Source organism: Streptomyces sp. T12 (assembly GCF_028736035.1).
Lineage (GTDB): Bacteria > Actinomycetota > Actinomycetes > Streptomycetales > Streptomycetaceae > Streptomyces.
This window is the reverse complement of the sequence record NZ_CP117866.1, coordinates 7,470,991-7,489,722: the sequence shown is the minus strand read 5'-3', so window position 1 is coordinate 7,489,722 and position 18,732 is coordinate 7,470,991. Positions and strand designations below refer to the sequence as shown.

Sequence of the window (18,732 nt, the reverse complement as noted above, 5' to 3'; positions counted from 1 at the left end):
TCATTCGAGGTTTCCGTGTCCGGTCGTGGGCCAGCGCACCAGCAGCGATCCGGGCCCGGAGGTGTCTTTCTCGAACAGGACGGCGAGGTCCAGCGTGTGTCCGCCACGGTCCCGCAACCAGTTTGTGCGGATCACAGCGCCGTGTTCGGCGGCCATGCCGCGGACGACGGCCAGTGGATCGTCGTCGCGGCGGGGCTCTCGGGCCATGCGCAGTGATGCGAGGGTCGTGTTCTCCGGGGCGTCGCGCAGGCTGCGTCCGGCCTCGTTCGGCGGGTCAAGGCGTGTGTGGGGAATGCCGAGAATCCCCACTGGCAGCCTGCTGCGCCAGTCGATCCGCTGCTCTATACCGGGTTCCCAGACCAGCCACTCGGCAGGATCCGCGATCGGTTGGGGCGGCTGGAAGTAGCCGATGGTGTCGTACCGGAAGAGGTTCATCTCTGTCAGGTACGCGCCGTCCTTGAGCCGGGACTCGACATGCTGTGCGCCAACGGACCGGAGAAGACCGGCCAGGTCAGCAGGGACGGTGCTCCACTCGCGATCGGCACGGTGGCGTCTCTCCGCATCGGCGAGAGCCTCCCCCGCGGTCGTACCGTCGGGAGCAGCCCGCCACGAGCGCCAGACATGGTGAACTGCCAGCAGGTCCCGGTGTCGTACGTCGCCGAGGAAGAGGATTCCCGGGGGCCGGAGCAGCCCGACGGCCTGCCGGAGCACCTCATGCACGTAGGCGGTGTCGGGGAAGTACTGCACAACGCTGTTGAGGACGATGCAGTCGTAGTCCCACTTCGGTACCAGGCTGAGATCCTTGGCGCTGCCCAACAGGAGACAGACGGCGGACCTGGTCGTCGAATCAATCCCCAGGCTGAAGCGTTGCAGGGCGCCGACAGAGAAGTCGAGCCCGCAGTATGCCTCGGTCACGGGGATCAGTCGGCTGCCCAACAGCCCTGTGCCACAGCCGATTTCAAGTACCCTGCGTGGCGCATGCTCCAGGATCCTGCCGACCGTCTCCTCGGTCCACTCCTCCATTTCGGCCGGTTCGTAAGGCTGCCCCGTGTACGTGTTGACCCATCCGCTGGTGTCGAGGTGCGAAGCCGTTGGCGTGCGATCCAGCCGATAGGCGCGGTCGTAGACGTGCCGCCATGCCTGCTCGATACCTGGCCGGCCTGTGGTCTGGCTCACTGTGGGATCCCCGCCTCGGCGGCTATGACGGCGGACCGCGCCACGGTGTCACCGTCCATGAGGATGCGAGGGATGAGCGGGTCGTCGTAGTCGAGGCCGAGCCGCTCTGTCAGAATGAAGGAGATTTCGACGGCAGCCAGCGAATCGCCGCCCAGATCATGGAAGTTGTCGTTCACGCCCACCTCGTCCAAGTCCAGGACATGGGCCCAGATCCGGGCGATGACCTGCTCAAGGGGCTCTCTCGGCTCCTGGTACTCCGACTTGAGATCAGGCCGGGCACGCCCTGGCGTAGGCAGCCGACTGGTGTCGACCTTCCCGTGCCCGGTCAGGGGCAAAGAGTCGAGGAGGACCAACTTCGACGGTACGGAACGGGCCGGTAGACGCTCCATCAGGTACTTGTGCAGTTCCCCGACGGGATCGGTCATGCTGTACGCGGCGTCGACCACGACGTAGGCGACCAGCAGTAGGCGGCCGCTTCCGGACAGATGGGCCCGCACATGGGCGTCGAGGACCTGCCCATGCCGGCGCAGGGCATGCTCGGCTTCTGCCGGTTCGACGCGCTGGCCGCGGATCTTCAGCTGGCCGTCTAGACGACCGCAGTACTCAATCTGACCGTCGTCCGTGTACCGGCCCAAATCGCCTGTACGAAACGTTCCCCACCCTCGGGGTGCTTCAGGGAGGACGGACCGGAAGCGCGCGTCGTCCTCCTCTCCGGCTCCGAGGTAACCGGATGCCACGCCCGCGCCCTGGATGTGGATCTCGCCCCGCTCTCCAACGGGACACACCAACCCGTCTTGGTCCAGGATGTAGATGCGGGTGTTGGTGATCGGGCGCCCGATCGGAACCGGTTGGCGGGCAAGGCGGCTCGCGGGATAGTGCGTCACGTCGATGGCGGCCTCTGTGGGCCCGTACAGGTTGTGGAGTTCGGCCGTGGACTGGCGGGTGAACTCCTCCACCAGGGCAGTGTCGAGCGCCTCCCCGCTGGAGAAGACCATGCGCAGGTCCGGGCACCGGCGTGCACCGTCCGCGCGCAGCCACATCCGGAGCATGGAGGGCACGAAGTGAGCGACGGTCACCCGGTGTTCGTTGAAGATCGAGGTCAACGCTTCCGGTGAGGTGTGAGCACCGGGTGGCACGACCACCGTCCCCGCACCGGCGTACTGCGGCCAGAACATCTCCCAGCCGGCGACGTCAAAAGTGATGGGTGTCTTGAGGGCGACTCGATCGGTGGCCTGCAACGGAAAGGTCTCCTGCATCCACCGTATCCGGTTGGCGAAACCTCCGTGGGTGCAGATCACGCCCTTGGGCCGACCGGTCGACCCCGAGGTGAAGATGACCTGGGAGGTGCTGTGCATCCCGACGGCCCACGGCTCAAGGTCCGCTTCGACGTGGCCGCCCATGCCGATGGAGAAGGCGTTGGCGAAGAGGTTGCGACCTGTGTCGTCGGCAACGAGGACGGCGGTCGCGCCGCTTGTGCCGGAGACGTCCAGCTGCCACTGCGGTGGATCGCTCGGGCCCACGGGGCAGTATGCCGACCCCGTCAACGCCACGGCGTGGACGGCGAGGAGCAGTTCGGGTGAGCGGTCGACGGCTACCCCGAACACCCGGCTGTGATCTGTCGTATCAAGGGAGAACTGCTCGCTGAGGCGTCGGGCGAGGCCGAAGACCCGCTGTCCCAGTTCGGCATACGTCCAGGAGCGTGCGCCGTCCACCACGGCTATGCGAGTGCCCGCATCGCGGTAGTGCTCCCGCAAGCGCCGCAGAACCTCGTCGGCCGCGACGGATCGTGTCTCCCCTTGCAGCTGCTCGATGACCTCACGGTCAACAGGCGTGCAGCGACTCCAAGGGTTCCTCAGCGTGGTCATGGTGGCTGCCTCTCTGTGAAACGTGGACCACGATGCGTCGGCGTGGATCCGCCGACCGATTGCGAGAGCCGGTCAGACCAGGAGCGTGGTCACCCCGGGATCGGCGGTCCCGCTGCTTCCCAGCGCGCCGAGCGTCACTTCGACGCCGAAGCCGAGCAACGCGGGGAGGCAGTCGCCGACGTTCATCAGCGGGGTTGCGGAGGTACGGATCCGCTCCGGTTCGAGGGGAGGCTGTGCCTGGGTCCCGCAGAGTTGGTCCATGGCGCGGAGTGCGTAGTAGAGGGAAGGAGCGAGATAGGGGTAGCGCAGTGCGACATCCCGCACGTGCTCTCTCTCGAACCGGTCGTGATGCCAGAGCAGTTTGAGGTGGCACAGTGCCTTGAGGCTGGTGTCTCGCAGGAGCGTGGTGTCCACATAGAGACGGTGTGGAAGCACCCAGGACAAAACTCGCGGGCTGAGCGTGACCACGCCGACGCCATCGATGCCGACCGTCTCCGTGTCCTCCAGCCAGACGTTCTCCGACGGCTTCACCCGTGTCCCGACGTCGTCGGTCAGGTGGTTGAGGCTGTAGTGCAGATCTACGGAAAGCCGAAGATGGAACCTGCCGTCGGAGAAGCAGAACATGTACCCGAAGTGCTCCAGCACACGCGCGCTCAGCGACTCCAGCTCGGGCACTGGGACCAGCCGGTCCAACAGGGCGCACTGACCGAAGGAATACAGGGAGTCCTCGGTCATCTCGACGACACGAGACGGTGTGCGATACGCCCGGCCGGCCCGGATCTGGAGGCCGGGGACGTACCCCAACGCATGGAGGGTCTCTCTCGCCTCGGACACGCGACTTTTCGGCACCAGGACGTCGATGTCGTTGCTGTACGAGGGCGCGTGGGTGTTCCCCAGCGCCGCGTCCATGGCCACACCCTTGAAGGAGATGAGCGGTATGCCAACCGCCTCGAACGATTCGGCGAGGCGGCATAGTTCCCTGCGGTGGATCCGGCTCACCGTCTGGCTGACCTGCTGGATGAGCTGGAAGAGACCATTGGGGTCGGCGACTTCGGCATGGGTGCCGTGGGTGGCCAGAGCCGCGTGCGCTATGCCGCGTCTGCGCAGTGTCGTGAAGACGGACTCGGCTCCGTGACGCGCGACGAGATTGTCGAAAAGCGTGCGTACGGCGGGTTCCGCCGGCATCGGATACGGCAGCAGAACGCTCCTGATGATGTCGATCCGGTCAGCGAGACTCGGATCCTTACCGTCGGCGCCAGTGCCTAAGCCGCCCGCACGTAAAGGCATGCACAGCCCTTTCCCAGAGAAACTGCAATTTGTAACGTTTCAAAATCTCCTCTACGGCTCCACCACGCGTGAACCGCAGCGGCCGGGGACACCCGAGGTAGACAGGAGGCCACCCACCTCTGTTTGCATCATGCTGAACATAGCTTCCGATCAAACAAGCGACGACCGTATGTGTGCGGCAGTGTGCGGACAACCGTTCCGTCGGGACTTTTTACCTTACCTTTACCTTAGCCGGGGCTGCCGTGCCCCCGGTTCCATCGCCGAGCAAAGATGCCCGAAAGCCAACACCCCGAATTCTGGTCATGTATGTGTGCCCAAAACTGCACACCGATCACGCCTACCGCACCCTTGCCTGCCTCCAGGGCGATGCGCTTGGCTCTTGAAACGTATTAGGCAAGCGCTTTCATCTCGGGGTGGGTTATCTGCCCATCCCCACCTGCTCAGGACTTTGTGCGCCTCTAGTCCTGTCATGTACGAGGCCGTCGCCGGTTAGTGCTCGTGGCATCGAGGAGCGGCTGAAGGCCCGGTTGCCCAGCCTGCGTTGTCGTCCCGGAGACAGAAGGGCCGACGAAGTCGAGGTTGCCGGGTCCGCCGGCCCCGACTGGGCGCTGAGCTGCGCGCGAACCGGTTGCCTCACAGCTATGGAAGGGGGAAAGCCGTTGTACTCAGTCATCATCCCGGTACGAGACCGGGAAGGCATGCTGCCGACCACCCTGCGTCCATGGATCAGTCAGCCGGATTGCGAGGTCATCGTCGTGGACGACGCCTCCGCCGACAACTCGGCGGCCGTGGCCGAGGCGCGAGGCTGCGTCGTGATCAGGCTGCCAGAACACCAGGGGCCGGCTGGGGCCAGGAACGCCGGTCTGAGGGCCGCGGTCGGGGACCGCATCCTCTTCCTCGACGCCGACATCGTCGTACCCAGCGGATTCGCGGACGCCATGGCTCGCGGCCACGACCTGGCTGACGACCTCGTGCTGTTGGGGCTGAGACGCCAACAGCTTGCGGGGCAAGCCGCGTCCGGGCCTCCTCGAAGGGACAGCCGCGAGCTGATCAGCGAGACCTACTCGTTCAATCTTGCCCGTCATCCACTGCCCTGGGCCATGTGCTTCTCCTGCGTGCTGTCGGTGCCGCGCAGTCTGCTCCGACGCATCGAACTCGCCGAGGGCACTGCCTTCGACCCCGCGTTCCGGCAATGGGGGCTGGAGGATCTCGAACTCGGGTTGCGCCTGCACGCCTCCGGCGCCCGGTGGGCCTTTGCCCTCGGAGCCGACAGCGACCATCAGTACCACGACCGGGACATGACCGAAGAACGCTTCGAGGGCTGGCGGAGCAACCTGGCCCGTCTGATCGACCGACACCCCGATGCCGCCGGATACGCGTCACTCTCGGACGCCTTCGATCCGACCAAGAGAGCCGACTTCATCCAGATGTTCCGCAGCTACGCCGGACCACCACCCCACACTCCCCGAGCCCGGGTCGTCCGCCTACGGACGGACGACGATCTGGCAGCGCTCAGCCGGTATGCGGCGGCCGACAGCCCGGACACGACCTTCTACGCCGTGGCCTCGCACCCTTCCGTAGTGATGGCCGCGACCTGCGCAGCGCTGCCCGCCCCGGAGCGCATCGCCCTCTACCCCGCGAGCGTCTGGGAACGGGTCGGCTCCGCCGCGCTCACACGCCACCGCCATGTCTTACCCGAGGAGCCGCAACGATGACCCCAGCCCGGACGACAGGCCGCATCGTCGGCTGCGTCATCGCCAAGGACGAGGAACGTTTCCTTGCCGACTGCCTGCGCTCGCTGCGACAACTCTGCGACCAGGTCATCCTCGTGGATACCGGCTCGCAGGACGCGACACGGTCGATCGGCGCCCAACTGGCCCACACCATCACGGATCTCCCGTTCACGGGGGACTTCTCGGCAGCGCGCAATCACGCGCTCGCACTCGTCGACGACGCGGACTGGGTGTTCTTCCTCGACGCGGACGAACAGCTGCATCCCGGCCAGGTGGCGCCGCTGAAATCCGCCATCGAAACCGCTGCCCCCAATGTCGGCGGCATCACACTGCTGCGCTACAACTTCTTCCCCACCGGGGGCTTCTACACCGGACGCGAACTGAAGGTGTTTCGGCACGACCCACGGATCCGCTACGAGCGGCGAATCAACGAGTCCGTGAAGGGCGCTCTCTCGCAGCATGGCCTGCGCATCGCCCACAGCTCCGCTCTCCTCACCCACGTCGGACACTCCAGGCCACGTGCGGAACGCGACGCCAAGGCCCTGCGGTACATGTCCCTGATGCGCGAGCAACTCGCCGAGCAGCCGGACGACGCCGTACTCACCGGCTACATCGGCCTCAACCTGCGCCTCTTCGGACAGTTCGACGAAGCCCGGCAGTGGAGTGAGAAGGCCCTGGGGATCGACGACACCAACCCCACCGTCTGGGCCTTCCATGGACATGTGCTGCGGGCCACGGGGCAGGGTGAGGAAGCACGCAGGGCGTACCAGCAAGGCCTGTCCCTGCGTCCCTCCGACGCGAGCCTGATGAACATGGTCGGTATCTGCCAGACCGCCTCAGGAGACCTGGACGCCGCGGACCACACCTTCGCGGAGGCCATGGACGCCGACCCCGCTCTGCTCCACACAGTGATCAACCGCGGCGTCGTCGCCCAGGCCCGCGGTGACTACGCCCACGCGGAGCACCTGTTCCTCGATGCCGCCAGGCGCTTTCCCCCGTTCCTGACGGAGGAGCCCGTCGGCCGCCTGGAGACCGACCCGTTGCACACGCTGTACTTCGAGACGGTCACCGGTTATGCCGGCCTGGCCCACCACCTCGCCTACGTGCGGGGATGCCGCGAAGGCTGGCTGACCCCGGAACGGATCAGCGTCCGTGCCCGGGCCTGAGCCGCTGCGCCTGGCCTTCTCCGGCCCGAGCGGCAGCGGTAAGGACAGCATGGCCCGTGCGATCTATGCCCTGGCAAGCGTGGCACCAGCCAGACTCACCTTCGGCGAGCACGTCATCGCCGAGGTGCGAACGTTGCTGGAGATCATCAGCCCCGACGCCAGCGGTGCTGACGACATCTCAGTTGCCGAGCGCGTGAGCCAGCGCATGCGCGTGGACGCCGCGACAGCGCGCTCCGCCGTGGAGAAGTGCATCCTGGCGCAAACTCCTGATCACCCGCACCGGATGCCGTCCCGATCATTGCTTCAATGGTGGGGCACCGACGTACGCCGCCGTGAAGATCCGCTCTATTGGCTCCGCCGGATGAGCTCCCGAGTGGACGAACTGGCCGCGGACGAAGCCGCGTTCGTGACTGACTGCCGCTATCCAGAGGAACTGATGCTGCTGCGCGCGGCCGGCTTCCGAACGGTGCGGATCCAGGTACCCGAGCAGCTCCGCAGGCTCAGGATCCTGGAACGCGACGGGTTCCTGGACCCCGCCACCGACCGGCACGCCACGGAGACATCCATCGGCCCAGACATCGCGCACGACGTCACCGTCGACAACACCGGAGACCTCTCAGCCAGCGCCAGGTACGTCCTCGCACGCGTACGCCCCGCTCTCCTTTCCTAGTTCTCCCAGTTTGACGTCCCACATCGCCTGCGGCTGGCCCGGCCAGCGCGGCCAGTGAGCCCCCATACATCCGCTTCCCCAGGCTCGCCTGGGTCAGGAGGTCGTCATGACAGCCAGAAAGAGCCTGCCTCTCACTGTCGTCAACGCACCGGAGATCACGCACAACCGCGTCATGACCCACGCACCCGACGCCCCCGAGTGGACGCAAGCCGTCCCCACGTCCATCAACGACACCTACGGTGACCCCTTCATCCCCGAGCAGGTGGACAACACCATCGCAAAGCTCGATGAACTCAGGTCGCACCGTGCTCCCTTGGCCATCTTCACCAAGGCCGGCCCTGACCCGCAGGTACTGCGGAAGCTCGAATCCGTGACGGACCTCGAGCAGATCGTCGTCTACTACTCGCTCACGGCCCTTGACGAAGGCGACATCTCCTTCGACGACCGCGTGGTGATGATCAAGGAACTGAGGGACCTGTTCCCCAACACCCTGGTGTTCACCCGACCGATCATCCGAGGACGCAACGACGACCCCGCGACACTGCACAGGTTCGTCGAGGTCGCAGCCGAACACACCGGGCACCTGGTGCTTGGCGGACTCCACGATCCGTACAAGCGGAAGAAGATCCGGCTCACGATCGAAGAGCAGTTGGTCGAGCTGTGCGACGCGGCCGGCGTGCGGAGTTTCCACAAGACGAGCTGCGCCGCGGCCCACCTCCACGGCACGGAGTGCTGGGTGCATGATCTCGGGACACCCCGCCACCTCGACATCGTCGCGGAGCTTGGCTACGAGTTCGCCGTCGAGGGCGACCGTGTCGTCCTCCCGAAGGGCACCACCGGCGACATCAACTTCCTCCGCATGCTCACCCGGGCCGAGATCTTCGTCGAGGAACTCCAGAGCAACTACAACCTCCTCACCATCCCCACCGGTGAGCGGAAACTGGAGTCGACCTCCTCCTGGTTCGCCTGGTCGGAGAACATCGACGTCTGCCTCGATTGCAGCTACTGCATCATCAAGCAGATTGAGTATCTGAAGAAGATGCACGTCCAGATCGGTGTGCACCCCACCCGGCTCCCGGAGATCGTTGAGCGTTCCGGGCGCCGTATCGACCTCGCCGGATTCCGCAAGACGAAGCTGAGCGCGAAGGAGGCCGCCGAGAACCGCCACGTCTACGAGGACGTTCGGATCCCCAAGCCGTGCTTCAGCCACCGCTATCCTGCGGCTCCGGCCCCCTTCCAGGTCCGCTCGTGACCAACCCAGCGAAAACGCCCCGGGGATCGGGGCGGCTCATCGCCGTCGAAGGTATCGACGGTTCGGGAAAGTCGACCGTCGCTGCCCGGCTGGCTGAGCATCTCTGCGCCGCAGGACGGCCCGCCGTTGTCCTGCGTCCCGTCGCCGCAGGGCATCCCTATCTCGCGGGACTGCGCAGCGCCGCCGAACTGTCGGGCACGGCAACGGCCGGAATCCTGCCCGGCCTGGACATCTACGCCCTCTTCCTCACCTACTCCTTCACCGGCATGGTCGCTGACGAGGTGATACCCGCCATCGCCGACGGCGTCACCGTCGTCTGTGACCGCTACCTCAGTTCGCACCAGGTCAACCAGGCGGTGTTCGGTGCCGAGTTGTCCGCGCTGACGCCGCTCATGGACGTCCTTCCCCGGCCTGACCGGACCCTCCACCTGCGCATCGAACCGAAAAACGCGCTGGAACGGATCGAGGCCCGCGGCGGCGCGGAGGGCGTCTTCGACCGGTACGAGCTGCTGGCACGGGCCGCCGCAGAGTTCGACGTGCTCCTCGCCGACGAGCCCGGCACCCGGATCGTCGACGCGGAGGCCCCGATCCACGCGGTACTGGCCACCTCGATCGCCGAGCTGGACGCACTGTGGTGACGGCACCAGTCTTTGTCGACGTACCGGCCTTCCCCCGGCCGGTGATGTATCACGAGGGCGGCAGCGACACCGCGGCACTGATACTGCCCGGCATGGGTGAGCCTCGGACCGGGATCAACTATCTCTGGTCCGAACTCGCCCGCGCCCTCTCGGAACACCAGGTGAGCTGTCTGCGCCCAGAACTGTCGGGATGCGGCAACGCCCCGGGCAGCAAGTCCGCGCGCATCTGGCGCCGGCAGGCCGCCGCCGCGGTCGACCACCTGCGCCAGTCGGCCGCCCGTGTGGTGGTCATCGCGCGAGGTTCGTCGGCACTGGTCGTACCTGCGTCGGTCGGCCCGCAGGACCAGATCGCGTTGCGCCCCGCCGGCCGAGTCTCACTGCGACGACTCCTCGACGCGAACGGGAGCCAGCCATGCTTTACCCCGGCCCGGCTCGTCCAGGACGGCTTCCACCCAGACGTCGAGGACCTCGGCGTCGAGTCCCGGTGCGCGGGTGGTTTCGACTATCCGGCCGAGATCCTGACCGAACTCCATGAGTACGCCGCACAGTTCTGCGCGTCCTCTCACATCTGGTTCACGGACGCACCCACGCATCTGACGCTTACCCAACGCGCCGAGCTCATCGACCGAATGGTCAGACTCTGCGCCCCCACTCGCACACGAGGAGGAATACAGCATGTGGAACGCAGATGAGGCGCGCGCCTTCGCCGGCTACCTCAGCCCTCAGGCCGGTGCCGACCAAGACCGTGTCGTGGACGCCGTTCTGCGAGCGGGAGAACAGGTGCGGCAAGCACGCCACCAGCTGACAGAGGAAGTGGCGAAGACGTCCATCGGACACCTACGGGGCTTCCTCGCGGCGGACGTCTGCGACCGCCTGGACCAGCACCTGCGCGAGCGTAGCGACATCGTGGTCGAACGGGTCGAGGCATCCGAAGGCAGGTGGCAGATCGATCTCATCGACAATGCATATCTGCCCCTGTCGGAGACGGTCGCGCTCGACCCCTTCTCAGTGCTGTGCCTGTCCACGAACTTCATCTCCGCTATGGCGGAGATCTCCGGCTTCTCGCGCCGGACCATCACCACGCGCCGGTGGGTGAACCGCTACGCGGCCGGTGACTCAATCACGCCGCACGACGACACCACGGGCGACTACCAGATAATGATCTGCGTAGACGCGCCGCCCGTGGAGTACGGCGGTGAACTGCAATTCGAGGACGGGACGCGTGCCGACTTGCAGCGCGGTGACCTGCTCATCATGAAGCACGCGGGGCTGGTGCACTGGACGACTCCTCTGGCAAACGACACCCCCGGTGAACGGGCCACGGCCACATGCCGGTACTACGTGGAGGACGGACGTCTTCCCCGCAGCAAGGTGTATGCGCACTCGCTGGCGGGTCCCAAGACCGGCCCACGCTCTAAAGGAGACTGACCGCCATGCTGATTCCCAGCGAAGTCGAGCGACTTTCCGCCATGTCCATCTGGGCCCACTTCGACGACATCGTCCGGACCGGCTCACTCACGATCGACCGACCACGCGGGTGCGCCCATCCCAAGGTGCCCGAGTACATCTACCCCCTCGACTACGGCTACATCGACAACACTGACGGGGGCGACGGATCGGGGATCGACATCTGGCTGGGCAGTGCGGACTCCCGGACGGCGACGGCGCTGTTCTGCACGTTCGACCCGTTGAAGCGCAACGCGGAAGTGAAGGTGGCATGGAACTGCACCGAGAAGGAGATCTCCGTGATCGAGGCCTTCTACGCGCCACAGCCGCAGGCGGTCCTGACCGTCAGACGGCCGAAGGACCCCTCCCCGCAGACCTGACATCGAGATGGGTCACCCACGAGTTCCTTGTGCCCGTTGCCGACGCCGAGTGGATCTCCTGCATCGCGGACATCCCAAGCCGGCCCATGGGGCTCGCGGTCGTCTGCCACGGACTCACAGGCGACTCCTTCGGCCCCGGGGGCCTGGGACGTCAGCTGGCGGAAGCCCTTGCGGAAGCGGACCTGGGCGTCGTACGCATCGATGTCAGGGGCGGCGGGGATTCATCCGTGGCGCTCGGCCAGCCGACGGTGTCGACCATGGCGGACGACATCCGCACAGTGCTGAACGCCCCACAGCTCGCCGATCTCTCGGCACTGCCCAAGGTGCTCTGCGGGGTCAGTCTCGGCGCGATGTCCGCCGCAGTGGCGGCGCTGCGGATTGACGGCGTCCGGGCCGTCATCGCCGTCTCCAGCGACATCTCTGACGGAGACCTACGACCCTGGCCGACAACGTGGTCCCGCTCGCACGAGCACCAGGTCCCCGACGCGTTCGCCGCCGACCTGTCCCAACACCAGCCACGCGGACAGCTGTTGGACATGGGCATATCCCTGTCGGTCCTCGTCGGCGAACACGACAGAGGTGCCGCACACGCGAAGTTGCTGGCAGGCCAGGGCCTGGCTGTCGAGGTCATACCCGGCGGTGACCACCTGTTCCAGGACCAAGTAGCGCGCACGGACCTGCTACGCCGGGTGCGCTCCCATGTCAGGGCGGCGACGAGGCCACGGACGTGATCGCCGCCGGACTGCCCCGCTCGTACTGGATCGTGTGGTGCAGCACTCTCGTCAACCACCTCTGCACGTTCCTGATCTTCCTGCTCCCGCTCTACCTCACCGACGCACGGCATCTCTCACTGTCTCTGGTCGGTGCCGTCGTCGCCTGCGCGAGCGGAGCCAACTCGTTGGGGCTGCTCACCGGAGGATTCTGCGCAGACAGGTGGGGCCGGACGAGAACCATCCAGGTGGCCAACACCGTTGCCGCCACATCGGTGTTCGCCCTGGTCTTCGTCTCCCAGTGGCAGGCTGTCGCGGCCCTCGTCACCCAAGCCTCATACGCCAACGGCGCCGCACGCCCCGCCCTGTTTGCCCTGATCGGCGACCTCGTGGAAGCCGGGGACCGAGTGCGCGCCTATTCGCTGCTTTCCTGGGCGACGAATATCGGCCTGGCCGGCGCGGCGGCCGGTGCCGGTCTGCTGACCGCCAAGGGCTATACGCCGGCCTTCGCTCTCGAAGCGGTAGCGACTCTCATGTCCGGACTCCTGATCTTCCGCGGCGTCAAGGACTCCGGTCCGTCCGAGGCCGCCCCAGGACGGAACGCAAAGGCAGAAGACGTTCGCCTGCTGCACGACACCGTCTTCCTCGTCTTCACCCTGTGCGGCTTCCTGTTGGCCCTCGTCCTTACGCAGAAGACCTTCGCGTTGCCCCTGGCGATCCGCGCCGACCACTTGCCCGCCCACGTATACGGCAATCTACTCGCCGGCAGCCTTCTGTATGTCGCCGTACTCCAGCCACTCCTGATCAAGCTCGTAACGCGCCTCGACAAGAACAAGGCACTGGCCGTCGGCGCGGCCCTGGTGGGCCTGGGGTTCGGCTCTCTCGGGCTCGCCGACTCCATACCGGTCTATGTCCTCGCCATGCTTCTGTGGTCGACCGGAGAAGTCGTCGGCACCTGCTGCGCATCCGCCACGCTCCTGGAACTGAGCCCTGCACAAGCACGGGGAACCTATCAAGGCGCCGCTATGTTCACATTCTCGGCCGCGGGATTCGCCGGACCGTTAGTCACAGGACTCCTCATGCACGACTCCTCGTCCTCCATGGTGTGGACCGCCTGCCTGGCCCTGAGTGGGATGTCGGGCCTCCTGCACTTCCTCAGCGGTCCCCGGCGAAACGCCCAAGCGTCCTTGCGGAGCGCCGTCGACAGCTGAGCAGAGTCCCTCGCCAGCATCGACCTCATCCTCACTGGAACCATCGCCTGTCAAAGGCCAACTGACATCCCGGCGCCGTCGTAGCCGCCCCAGCACCGCCTCGGCCCTTGCACCGCAAGTTGACCGGCATCGACAATCTCGGCATCGTCGACGCGTCCCGCTCGACGACCCGTCACCCAGACTGCCCGCTGCACTCTGAATGCACCGATGCGCTCCCCTTGCGCGCACCCACCGACATCCAGAACTGACCAGGCATCACCCAAGCCTTGAAAGTCGCAGGTCAGACGGCTTTCACCTACCCGGCGACACGGACTACGCTCGTGATCAAACCTCCGACCTACGCATCACGGCTGCGCAGGTCAACAACCGCAGTCCCGCCCGGACGAGACAGCATAGACGACACAAAACCCCAGGTCAGAGGCCTGACCCGGGGTTTCAAATGGAGCCGCCTTCGGGATTCGAACCCGAGACCTACGCATTACGAGTGCGGGGTACAGCGAAGAGACCGGATGCCTGCACGAACACAACGACCCGACTCCCGCAGGCATGTTACGCACCATCGGACGCCTTGCAGGCAGCCCTCGGCAAGAAGTTCCTGAAAGTCCCTGATGTGACTCAAGGCGAGCCTGCTCATTTCAAATCCGCAGGTCAAACCCATGATCAACAGCCGGCGATATGTCCGTGAAGTACAAGGAGACGGCGCGGGGCGGGCTGGCCGTCAACATCATCGAGTGCTGAGGGAAATCCTCACGACGTGGGCGGCACCACCGCCGACACCTCGGTCAGCAGGCGCTCGGCCTCCATGCCCCATCGCGAGACGATCACCAGATCGCGTGCCGGATCCACCCACAGCAGGTGGCTGCCGCCGTTGCCGCGGGCGCAGCGTCCGGTGCGCGGCGCCCGGGGCCATACCGTGCCGCCGTCGTTGAGCCACCAGGACAGGCCGTACTCGGGCTTGACCCGGCAGGGCGTCCACAGCTCCTCGATCCAGCGCCGCGACAGGACCTGACGCCCGCCCCACCTCCCGCCGCGCAGGCAGAGCCGGCCGATGCGGGCCAGGTCCAGGGCGCTGATCCACAGACCGCCGCCCCAGTGCGCGCCTCCGGAGACCACCGGCACCGCGGCGCCGTCGATCTCGACCACCGCGTTCTCATAGCCGTGCCAGGACCAGCCGTCAAAGGCGCCGATCGGTGTCATGACGCGGTCGCGCAGCACGTCCGGCAGGGCGCGGCCGAACAGGGCCGTGAGCGCCAGCGCGGTCAGGTTCACCCGCACGTCGTTGTAGGCCCAGCCGGCGCCGGGCGGTCCCCCCGCCGACTCGGTGCCCTCCCGGGTGCTCTGCGCGTCCACCCACGTCGGCTTGGACCACAACTCACCCTCCCACTGGCTGGTTTGGTCCAGCAGGTGGCGCCATGTGATCGCGCGCCCGTGGGAGCTGCTGCCGAACTCGGGCAGGTCCACCGACTCCGCCACCGGCTCGTCCAGGCGCAACGCCCCGTCGTCGAACGCGACGCCCGCCACCAGCGACAGCACGCTCTTCGTGGCGCTGTACGCCATCTCCGCGCGCGCCGGGTCGCCCCACGAAGCGAGGACGGTGCCGCGCCGCACCACGACACCGCCGGCCCCCTGGCCGTCGAGGAGCGGGCCGATGACCTCGCGGTGCGAGGTGTCCGACACCTGAGCGGCGAGATACGACGCCATGTCGTCGATGCCCGCCACCGGCCGCCCCGCCTGCGCACGCACGGCCCGCGCGAGTGCCGTCCCGTCCACTCCCTCCCAGGGATCATCCGTTGGAGGTTCACATTTCCGTGTCATGGACGGATCACCCATGCCAAGGTGGGGCATACAGCAAGTCCAACCCCTGTCCCCCCACCGGCACTTCAGGGAGCTCCCCCATGCTGCGCGGCATCGACGTAAGCGCGTACCAGTCCTCGACGTACGACACCGACGGCCTCTCCTTCGTCTTCATCAAGGCCACGGAGGGCCGCTCCTACATCAATCCCAAACTCGCCGCGCAGACCAAGCGCGCCCGCGACGCCGGCCTGGTGGTCGGCTTCTACCACTTCCTGTGGCCCGGCAACCTCTCGGCCCAGGCGGAGTACTTCGTCAGCAAGGCCCCCGAGAGAGCGGGCGACATCCTCGCCGTCGACTGGGAGACCACGAGCGCGGGGACGCACGCGAGCAACGCGGAGAAGGACCTCTTCATCCGGAAGGTGAAGGAGAAGCGGCCCAACAATCCGGTGATCCTGTACGCGAACCGGCACTACTGGCTCAACGTCGACACGACGTCGTACGCCGGTGACGGGCTCTGGATCGCCGACTACGTGACCGCGGGCAAGCCCCGCATCCAGGCGAAGTGGCGCTTCCACCAGTACACGGACGACCCGCTGGACAAGAACGTCGCCCGCTTCGAAAGCAAGGCCGCGCTGCGGGAGTGGGCCGAGAACGCCTGACCGCATAGGCTCCGACCTGCGGCGAAGCAGTCGTCGCTGCGGAAGAGGGGAGCTTCTCGGCATGAGTGGGACTGTCGCGGCGGTCAGCAGTAACGGGACGTACTCGTTCACCAAGCCGAACCGGGAGAGCATCACGCTGATCGCGGGCATCGGAGTGGAGGGCGACGTGCACGCGGGCGCCACCGTGAAGCACCGGTTCCGGATGCGGAAGGATCCCTCGCAGCCGAACCTGCGGCAAGTACACCTCATCCATGCGGAGTTGTTCGACGAGGTGCGCGAGGCGGGGTTCGAGGTGGCGGCCGGGGAGCTCGGGGAGAACGTCACCACGCAGGGCATCGATCTGCTCGGGCTTCCGACGGGGACGCTCCTGCGACTCGGGGGCGAGGCCGTCGTGGAGGTGACCGGGCTGCGCAATCCCTGTGCTCAGATCGACGGGTTTCAGCAGGGGTTGATGAAGCAGGTCGTCGGGCGGGACGCCGAGGGCGGTGTGCGGTTCAAGTCCGGGATCATGAGCGTCGTCCTCAGCGGAGGTGTGGTCAGGGCCGGGGACCCGATCCGCGTCCAGCTCCCGGACGGGCCGCACCGGCCCCTGGAGATCGTGTGACGTAGGCGCGTCGGCACGCCTCAGATCCGTACGACGATCTTGCCCGTGTGCGTGCAGCGACGCCATCGCCGCCATGCGCGCCTGGTGGCTGCGCGAGCGGCACGGCTCCGGGCACCCCACGGGCTGGGCGGGTTCGACCTGCGCGAGCTTCGCCTGGAGGAGGACGGTGTCGATCCGGCGCCGGACATGACGAAGGGGCGCCCGTTCGCCGCACAGGCGGACCGGGCGCCCCTCCCGTGCGTCACTTGTTCAGGAAGGACCAGAACTCGTCGAACGACAGGAGCTTGTCGCCGTTCAGGTCACGGCTCTTGATGATCGCCTCTGCGACCGCCTCGGTCACGTTCCAGTCGCCTCCCTGGGCCAGGGCGGACTTGAACTCGGCGGCGGTGATGGTGCCGTCACCGTCCGCATCGATGCGCTCGAACTGCTTGCGTGCTTCCTCGATGTCGATGTGCGCCACCGGTCCGCCCCTTTACTCGCGTTTGCTCGCGTCTGTCGTGTTGTGCTGGCTTGCTGCCGCAGGTCAGATTAACCGCCCGCCCGCGCCTCCAGTGCGGCGACCACCCAGGCGAACTCCGCGCGGTGCGCCGAGGCGGGCCCACGGCCCTTCACGACGGACAGCAACTCTCGATAGCGGGCGACCTCGTCGCTCACGCCGGATTTCAGGCGTTCGAGCACGATGGCCGGGTCGGCGTCGCCGAGCAGGCCCCGCAGGATCCGCTCGGCCTCGGGCGACTCCGGTGCGATGCCCTGCCCCCGCGCCTCGGCGGCCAGGTGCACCAGCTTCCGGGAGAACCACATCGACGCCCCGGCCGGCGTCCCGGGCCCCCGGTCGGCCGCGTTGAACTCGGCGACCTTGCGCATCCGCGCCCGGAACCGAGGGTCCTGGAGCAGCTCGGCCAGCTCCACCCAGGCATCGACCTGCTCGGACGTCGGCTCCTCCGGCAGGTCCACGGCCATCTCCCGCATCCGGTCGCGGATCACGGGATCCGCCGTGTCCAGTCCGTGGAACATCTCGTCCACGAACTCCTCCAGGATCCGCCGCCGCTCGGCCGCCGACAGCCTCGCCAGCCTGTTCATCAACGTCATCTCCTCCGCGGTCGAGCCGCGTCGCGCCACGGTCGACAGCACCGCACGGGTCACCTTCAGCGACCTGATCTGTGCGTCCAGTGCGGCGACATGCGTGGCCGCGACCGACGCCACGTCCTTCTCGCCGCTGACCACCTTCCGTACGTCATCCAGGCCCAGACCCAGTTCGCGCAGGGTGCGGATCAGCTCCAGGCGGGCGACGGACTCGGCGTCGTAGAGGCGGTAGCCGCCCGAGGAGCGGGTCACCGGGGGCAGGGCGCCCTCGTCGGACCAGTAGCGGATGGTCCGCACGGTCAGTCCGGTGGCCCGGGCCAGCTCGCCGATGGTGAGAAGTCCGGTGCCGTCTTCGATCATGTCTGCGAGTGTGGGCCTTCCAGTGGGTGGAGACTCAAGGAGCAGGACAGGGGCGGTCGTGGCGGAGACCTTGCGGGACATTCTCGACGCGGCGGCGCGGGGAGTCTTCCCTCCTGCGGACGGCCGTACGACTGTCGTCCCGCAGCCGTCGCACCAGGACTCGGGCGTCCTCGCCTTCACCGCGCACTCCGTCGTCTTCACCGACGAGGATCCCGCGTGGGTGTACGCGGCACTGCGCGACGTCGACTGCGACGGGCTGGCCGCGCCGATGCATCCGCGCTTCCTGGCGGCTCTCATGGAGCGGACGGGACGTACGGCCGAGACCATAGACGCGGTGCTGGTCGGCTCCCCGCTGCCGGGTGAGCCGTCGCTCGCGCTGACGGAGATCGAGGATGCCGACCACCCCCGGATCGTCTACGCCCGACGGCGGCGCGACGACGTGCGCGCGTGGGCGGCGGACGGCGGCGTGCTGGTGATGGGGCGCGGCGTCGCCGGGCGGCTGGAGGTCTCGGTCGAGGTGGACGACGCGGTACAGCATCGGGGGCTGGGGCGGCGGCTGGTGACCGCCGCCCGGCATCTGGTCACGGAGCCGCTGTGGGCGCAGGTCGCGCCGGGGAACGCCCGCAGCATGCGGGCGTTCCTGGCGGGCGGCTACCGACCGGTGGGCGCGGAGGCACTGCTGCACGCCCGGTAGGGCG

The 18,732-nt window shown here is 67.1% G+C and carries 19 protein-coding genes and 1 tRNA gene; 13 read left to right on the top strand and 7 right to left on the bottom strand.

The features are described from left to right. The 3 genes from PBV52_RS33835 to PBV52_RS33825 all read right to left on the bottom strand — a co-directional run bounded on the left by PBV52_RS33835 (position 1) and on the right by PBV52_RS33825 (position 4,226). On the bottom strand, positions 1-1,176 hold the full coding sequence (locus tag PBV52_RS33835; protein WP_274243532.1) for a bifunctional 2-polyprenyl-6-hydroxyphenol methylase/3-demethylubiquinol 3-O-methyltransferase UbiG: 1,176 nt from the start codon (positions 1,174-1,176) through the stop codon (positions 1-3). Continuing rightward, positions 1,173-3,041, bottom strand: coding sequence for a non-ribosomal peptide synthetase (locus PBV52_RS33830; RefSeq protein ID WP_274243531.1), 1,869 nt, complete (start codon positions 3,039-3,041; stop codon positions 1,173-1,175). The genes PBV52_RS33835 and PBV52_RS33830 overlap by 4 nt, the downstream gene beginning before the upstream one ends. A 72-nt stretch (positions 3,042-3,113) precedes the next feature. Further along, on the bottom strand, positions 3,114-4,226 hold the full coding sequence (locus tag PBV52_RS33825; protein ID WP_274243530.1) for a nucleotidyltransferase family protein: 1,113 nt from the start codon (positions 4,224-4,226) through the stop codon (positions 3,114-3,116). Between the two features lie 761 nt (positions 4,227-4,987). Here PBV52_RS33825 and PBV52_RS33820 point away from each other — a divergent pair. The 10 genes from PBV52_RS33820 to PBV52_RS33775 all read left to right on the top strand — a co-directional run bounded on the left by PBV52_RS33820 (position 4,988) and on the right by PBV52_RS33775 (position 13,534). Next, positions 4,988-6,043 carry a glycosyltransferase family 2 protein gene (locus PBV52_RS33820; RefSeq protein ID WP_274243529.1) on the top strand — a complete coding sequence of 352 codons (1,056 nt, stop codon included), beginning with the start codon at positions 4,988-4,990 and terminating at the stop codon, positions 6,041-6,043. After that, on the top strand, positions 6,040-7,227 hold the full coding sequence (locus tag PBV52_RS33815; protein ID WP_274243528.1) for a glycosyltransferase: 1,188 nt from the start codon (positions 6,040-6,042) through the stop codon (positions 7,225-7,227). The genes PBV52_RS33820 and PBV52_RS33815 overlap by 4 nt, the downstream gene beginning before the upstream one ends. Positions 7,228-7,276: 49 nt before the next feature. Then, positions 7,277-7,897: a hypothetical protein gene (locus PBV52_RS33810; protein ID WP_274243527.1), complete on the top strand. Its 621-nt coding sequence runs from the start codon at positions 7,277-7,279 to the stop codon at positions 7,895-7,897. Between the two features lie 106 nt (positions 7,898-8,003). After that, positions 8,004-9,149 (top strand): hypothetical protein, encoded by a 1,146-nt coding sequence (locus tag PBV52_RS33805; protein ID WP_274243526.1) that lies wholly within the window; start codon positions 8,004-8,006, stop codon positions 9,147-9,149. Continuing rightward, positions 9,146-9,787, top strand: coding sequence for a hypothetical protein (locus PBV52_RS33800; protein WP_274243525.1), 642 nt, complete (start codon positions 9,146-9,148; stop codon positions 9,785-9,787). The genes PBV52_RS33805 and PBV52_RS33800 overlap by 4 nt, the downstream gene beginning before the upstream one ends. 92 nt (positions 9,788-9,879) lie before the next feature. After that, on the top strand, positions 9,880-10,479 hold the full coding sequence (locus PBV52_RS33795; RefSeq protein WP_274243524.1) for a hypothetical protein: 600 nt from the start codon (positions 9,880-9,882) through the stop codon (positions 10,477-10,479). After that, positions 10,463-11,215 (top strand): hypothetical protein, encoded by a 753-nt coding sequence (locus PBV52_RS33790; protein ID WP_274243523.1) that lies wholly within the window; start codon positions 10,463-10,465, stop codon positions 11,213-11,215. Before PBV52_RS33795 ends, PBV52_RS33790 begins: the two co-directional genes overlap by 17 nt. A 5-nt stretch (positions 11,216-11,220) precedes the next feature. Continuing rightward, a complete protein-coding gene (locus PBV52_RS33785) occupies positions 11,221-11,613 on the top strand; it encodes a hypothetical protein (RefSeq protein ID WP_274243522.1) in 393 nt (130 codons plus the stop codon). Between the two features lie 29 nt (positions 11,614-11,642). Continuing rightward, positions 11,643-12,344 (top strand): alpha/beta hydrolase, encoded by a 702-nt coding sequence (locus PBV52_RS33780; protein ID WP_274243521.1) that lies wholly within the window; start codon positions 11,643-11,645, stop codon positions 12,342-12,344. Continuing rightward, entirely contained in the window at positions 12,341-13,534 is a 1,194-nt protein-coding gene (locus PBV52_RS33775; protein ID WP_274243520.1) for an MFS transporter, read from the top strand. Before PBV52_RS33780 ends, PBV52_RS33775 begins: the two co-directional genes overlap by 4 nt. 440 nt (positions 13,535-13,974) lie before the next feature. Here PBV52_RS33775 and PBV52_RS33770 read toward each other — a convergent pair. Both PBV52_RS33770 and PBV52_RS33765 read right to left on the bottom strand, forming a co-directional pair. Further along, positions 13,975-14,056, bottom strand: a tRNA-Thr gene (locus tag PBV52_RS33770). A 225-nt stretch (positions 14,057-14,281) separates the two neighbouring features. Then, positions 14,282-15,304 (bottom strand): serine hydrolase, encoded by a 1,023-nt coding sequence (locus PBV52_RS33765; protein ID WP_274243519.1) that lies wholly within the window; start codon positions 15,302-15,304, stop codon positions 14,282-14,284. A gap of 125 nt (positions 15,305-15,429) precedes the next feature. Here PBV52_RS33765 and PBV52_RS33760 point away from each other — a divergent pair, with 125 nt between their 5' ends. Beyond that, a complete protein-coding gene (locus tag PBV52_RS33760; protein WP_274243518.1) occupies positions 15,430-15,987 on the top strand; it encodes a glycoside hydrolase family 25 protein in 558 nt (185 codons plus the stop codon). A 61-nt stretch (positions 15,988-16,048) separates the two neighbouring features. Next, positions 16,049-16,591: an MOSC domain-containing protein gene (locus tag PBV52_RS33755; RefSeq protein ID WP_274243517.1), complete on the top strand. Its 543-nt coding sequence runs from the start codon at positions 16,049-16,051 to the stop codon at positions 16,589-16,591. Positions 16,592-16,832: 241 nt separating this feature from the next. Here the strand turns inward: PBV52_RS33755 and PBV52_RS33750 are convergent, their stop codons facing one another. After that, the gene (locus tag PBV52_RS33750; protein ID WP_274243516.1) at positions 16,833-17,051 is read right to left on the bottom strand and encodes an EF-hand domain-containing protein; all 219 of its coding nucleotides are present in this window, start codon (positions 17,049-17,051) and stop codon (positions 16,833-16,835) included. Between the two features lie 68 nt (positions 17,052-17,119). After that, the gene (locus PBV52_RS33745) at positions 17,120-18,034 is read right to left on the bottom strand and encodes a MerR family transcriptional regulator (RefSeq protein ID WP_274243515.1); all 915 of its coding nucleotides are present in this window, start codon (positions 18,032-18,034) and stop codon (positions 17,120-17,122) included. 58 nt (positions 18,035-18,092) lie between these two features. On the opposite strand from PBV52_RS33745, the gene PBV52_RS33740 reads away from it, so the two are divergent. Next, positions 18,093-18,728: a GNAT family N-acetyltransferase gene (locus tag PBV52_RS33740; protein ID WP_274243514.1), complete on the top strand. Its 636-nt coding sequence runs from the start codon at positions 18,093-18,095 to the stop codon at positions 18,726-18,728. The last annotated feature ends 4 nt before the right edge of the window (positions 18,729-18,732 follow it).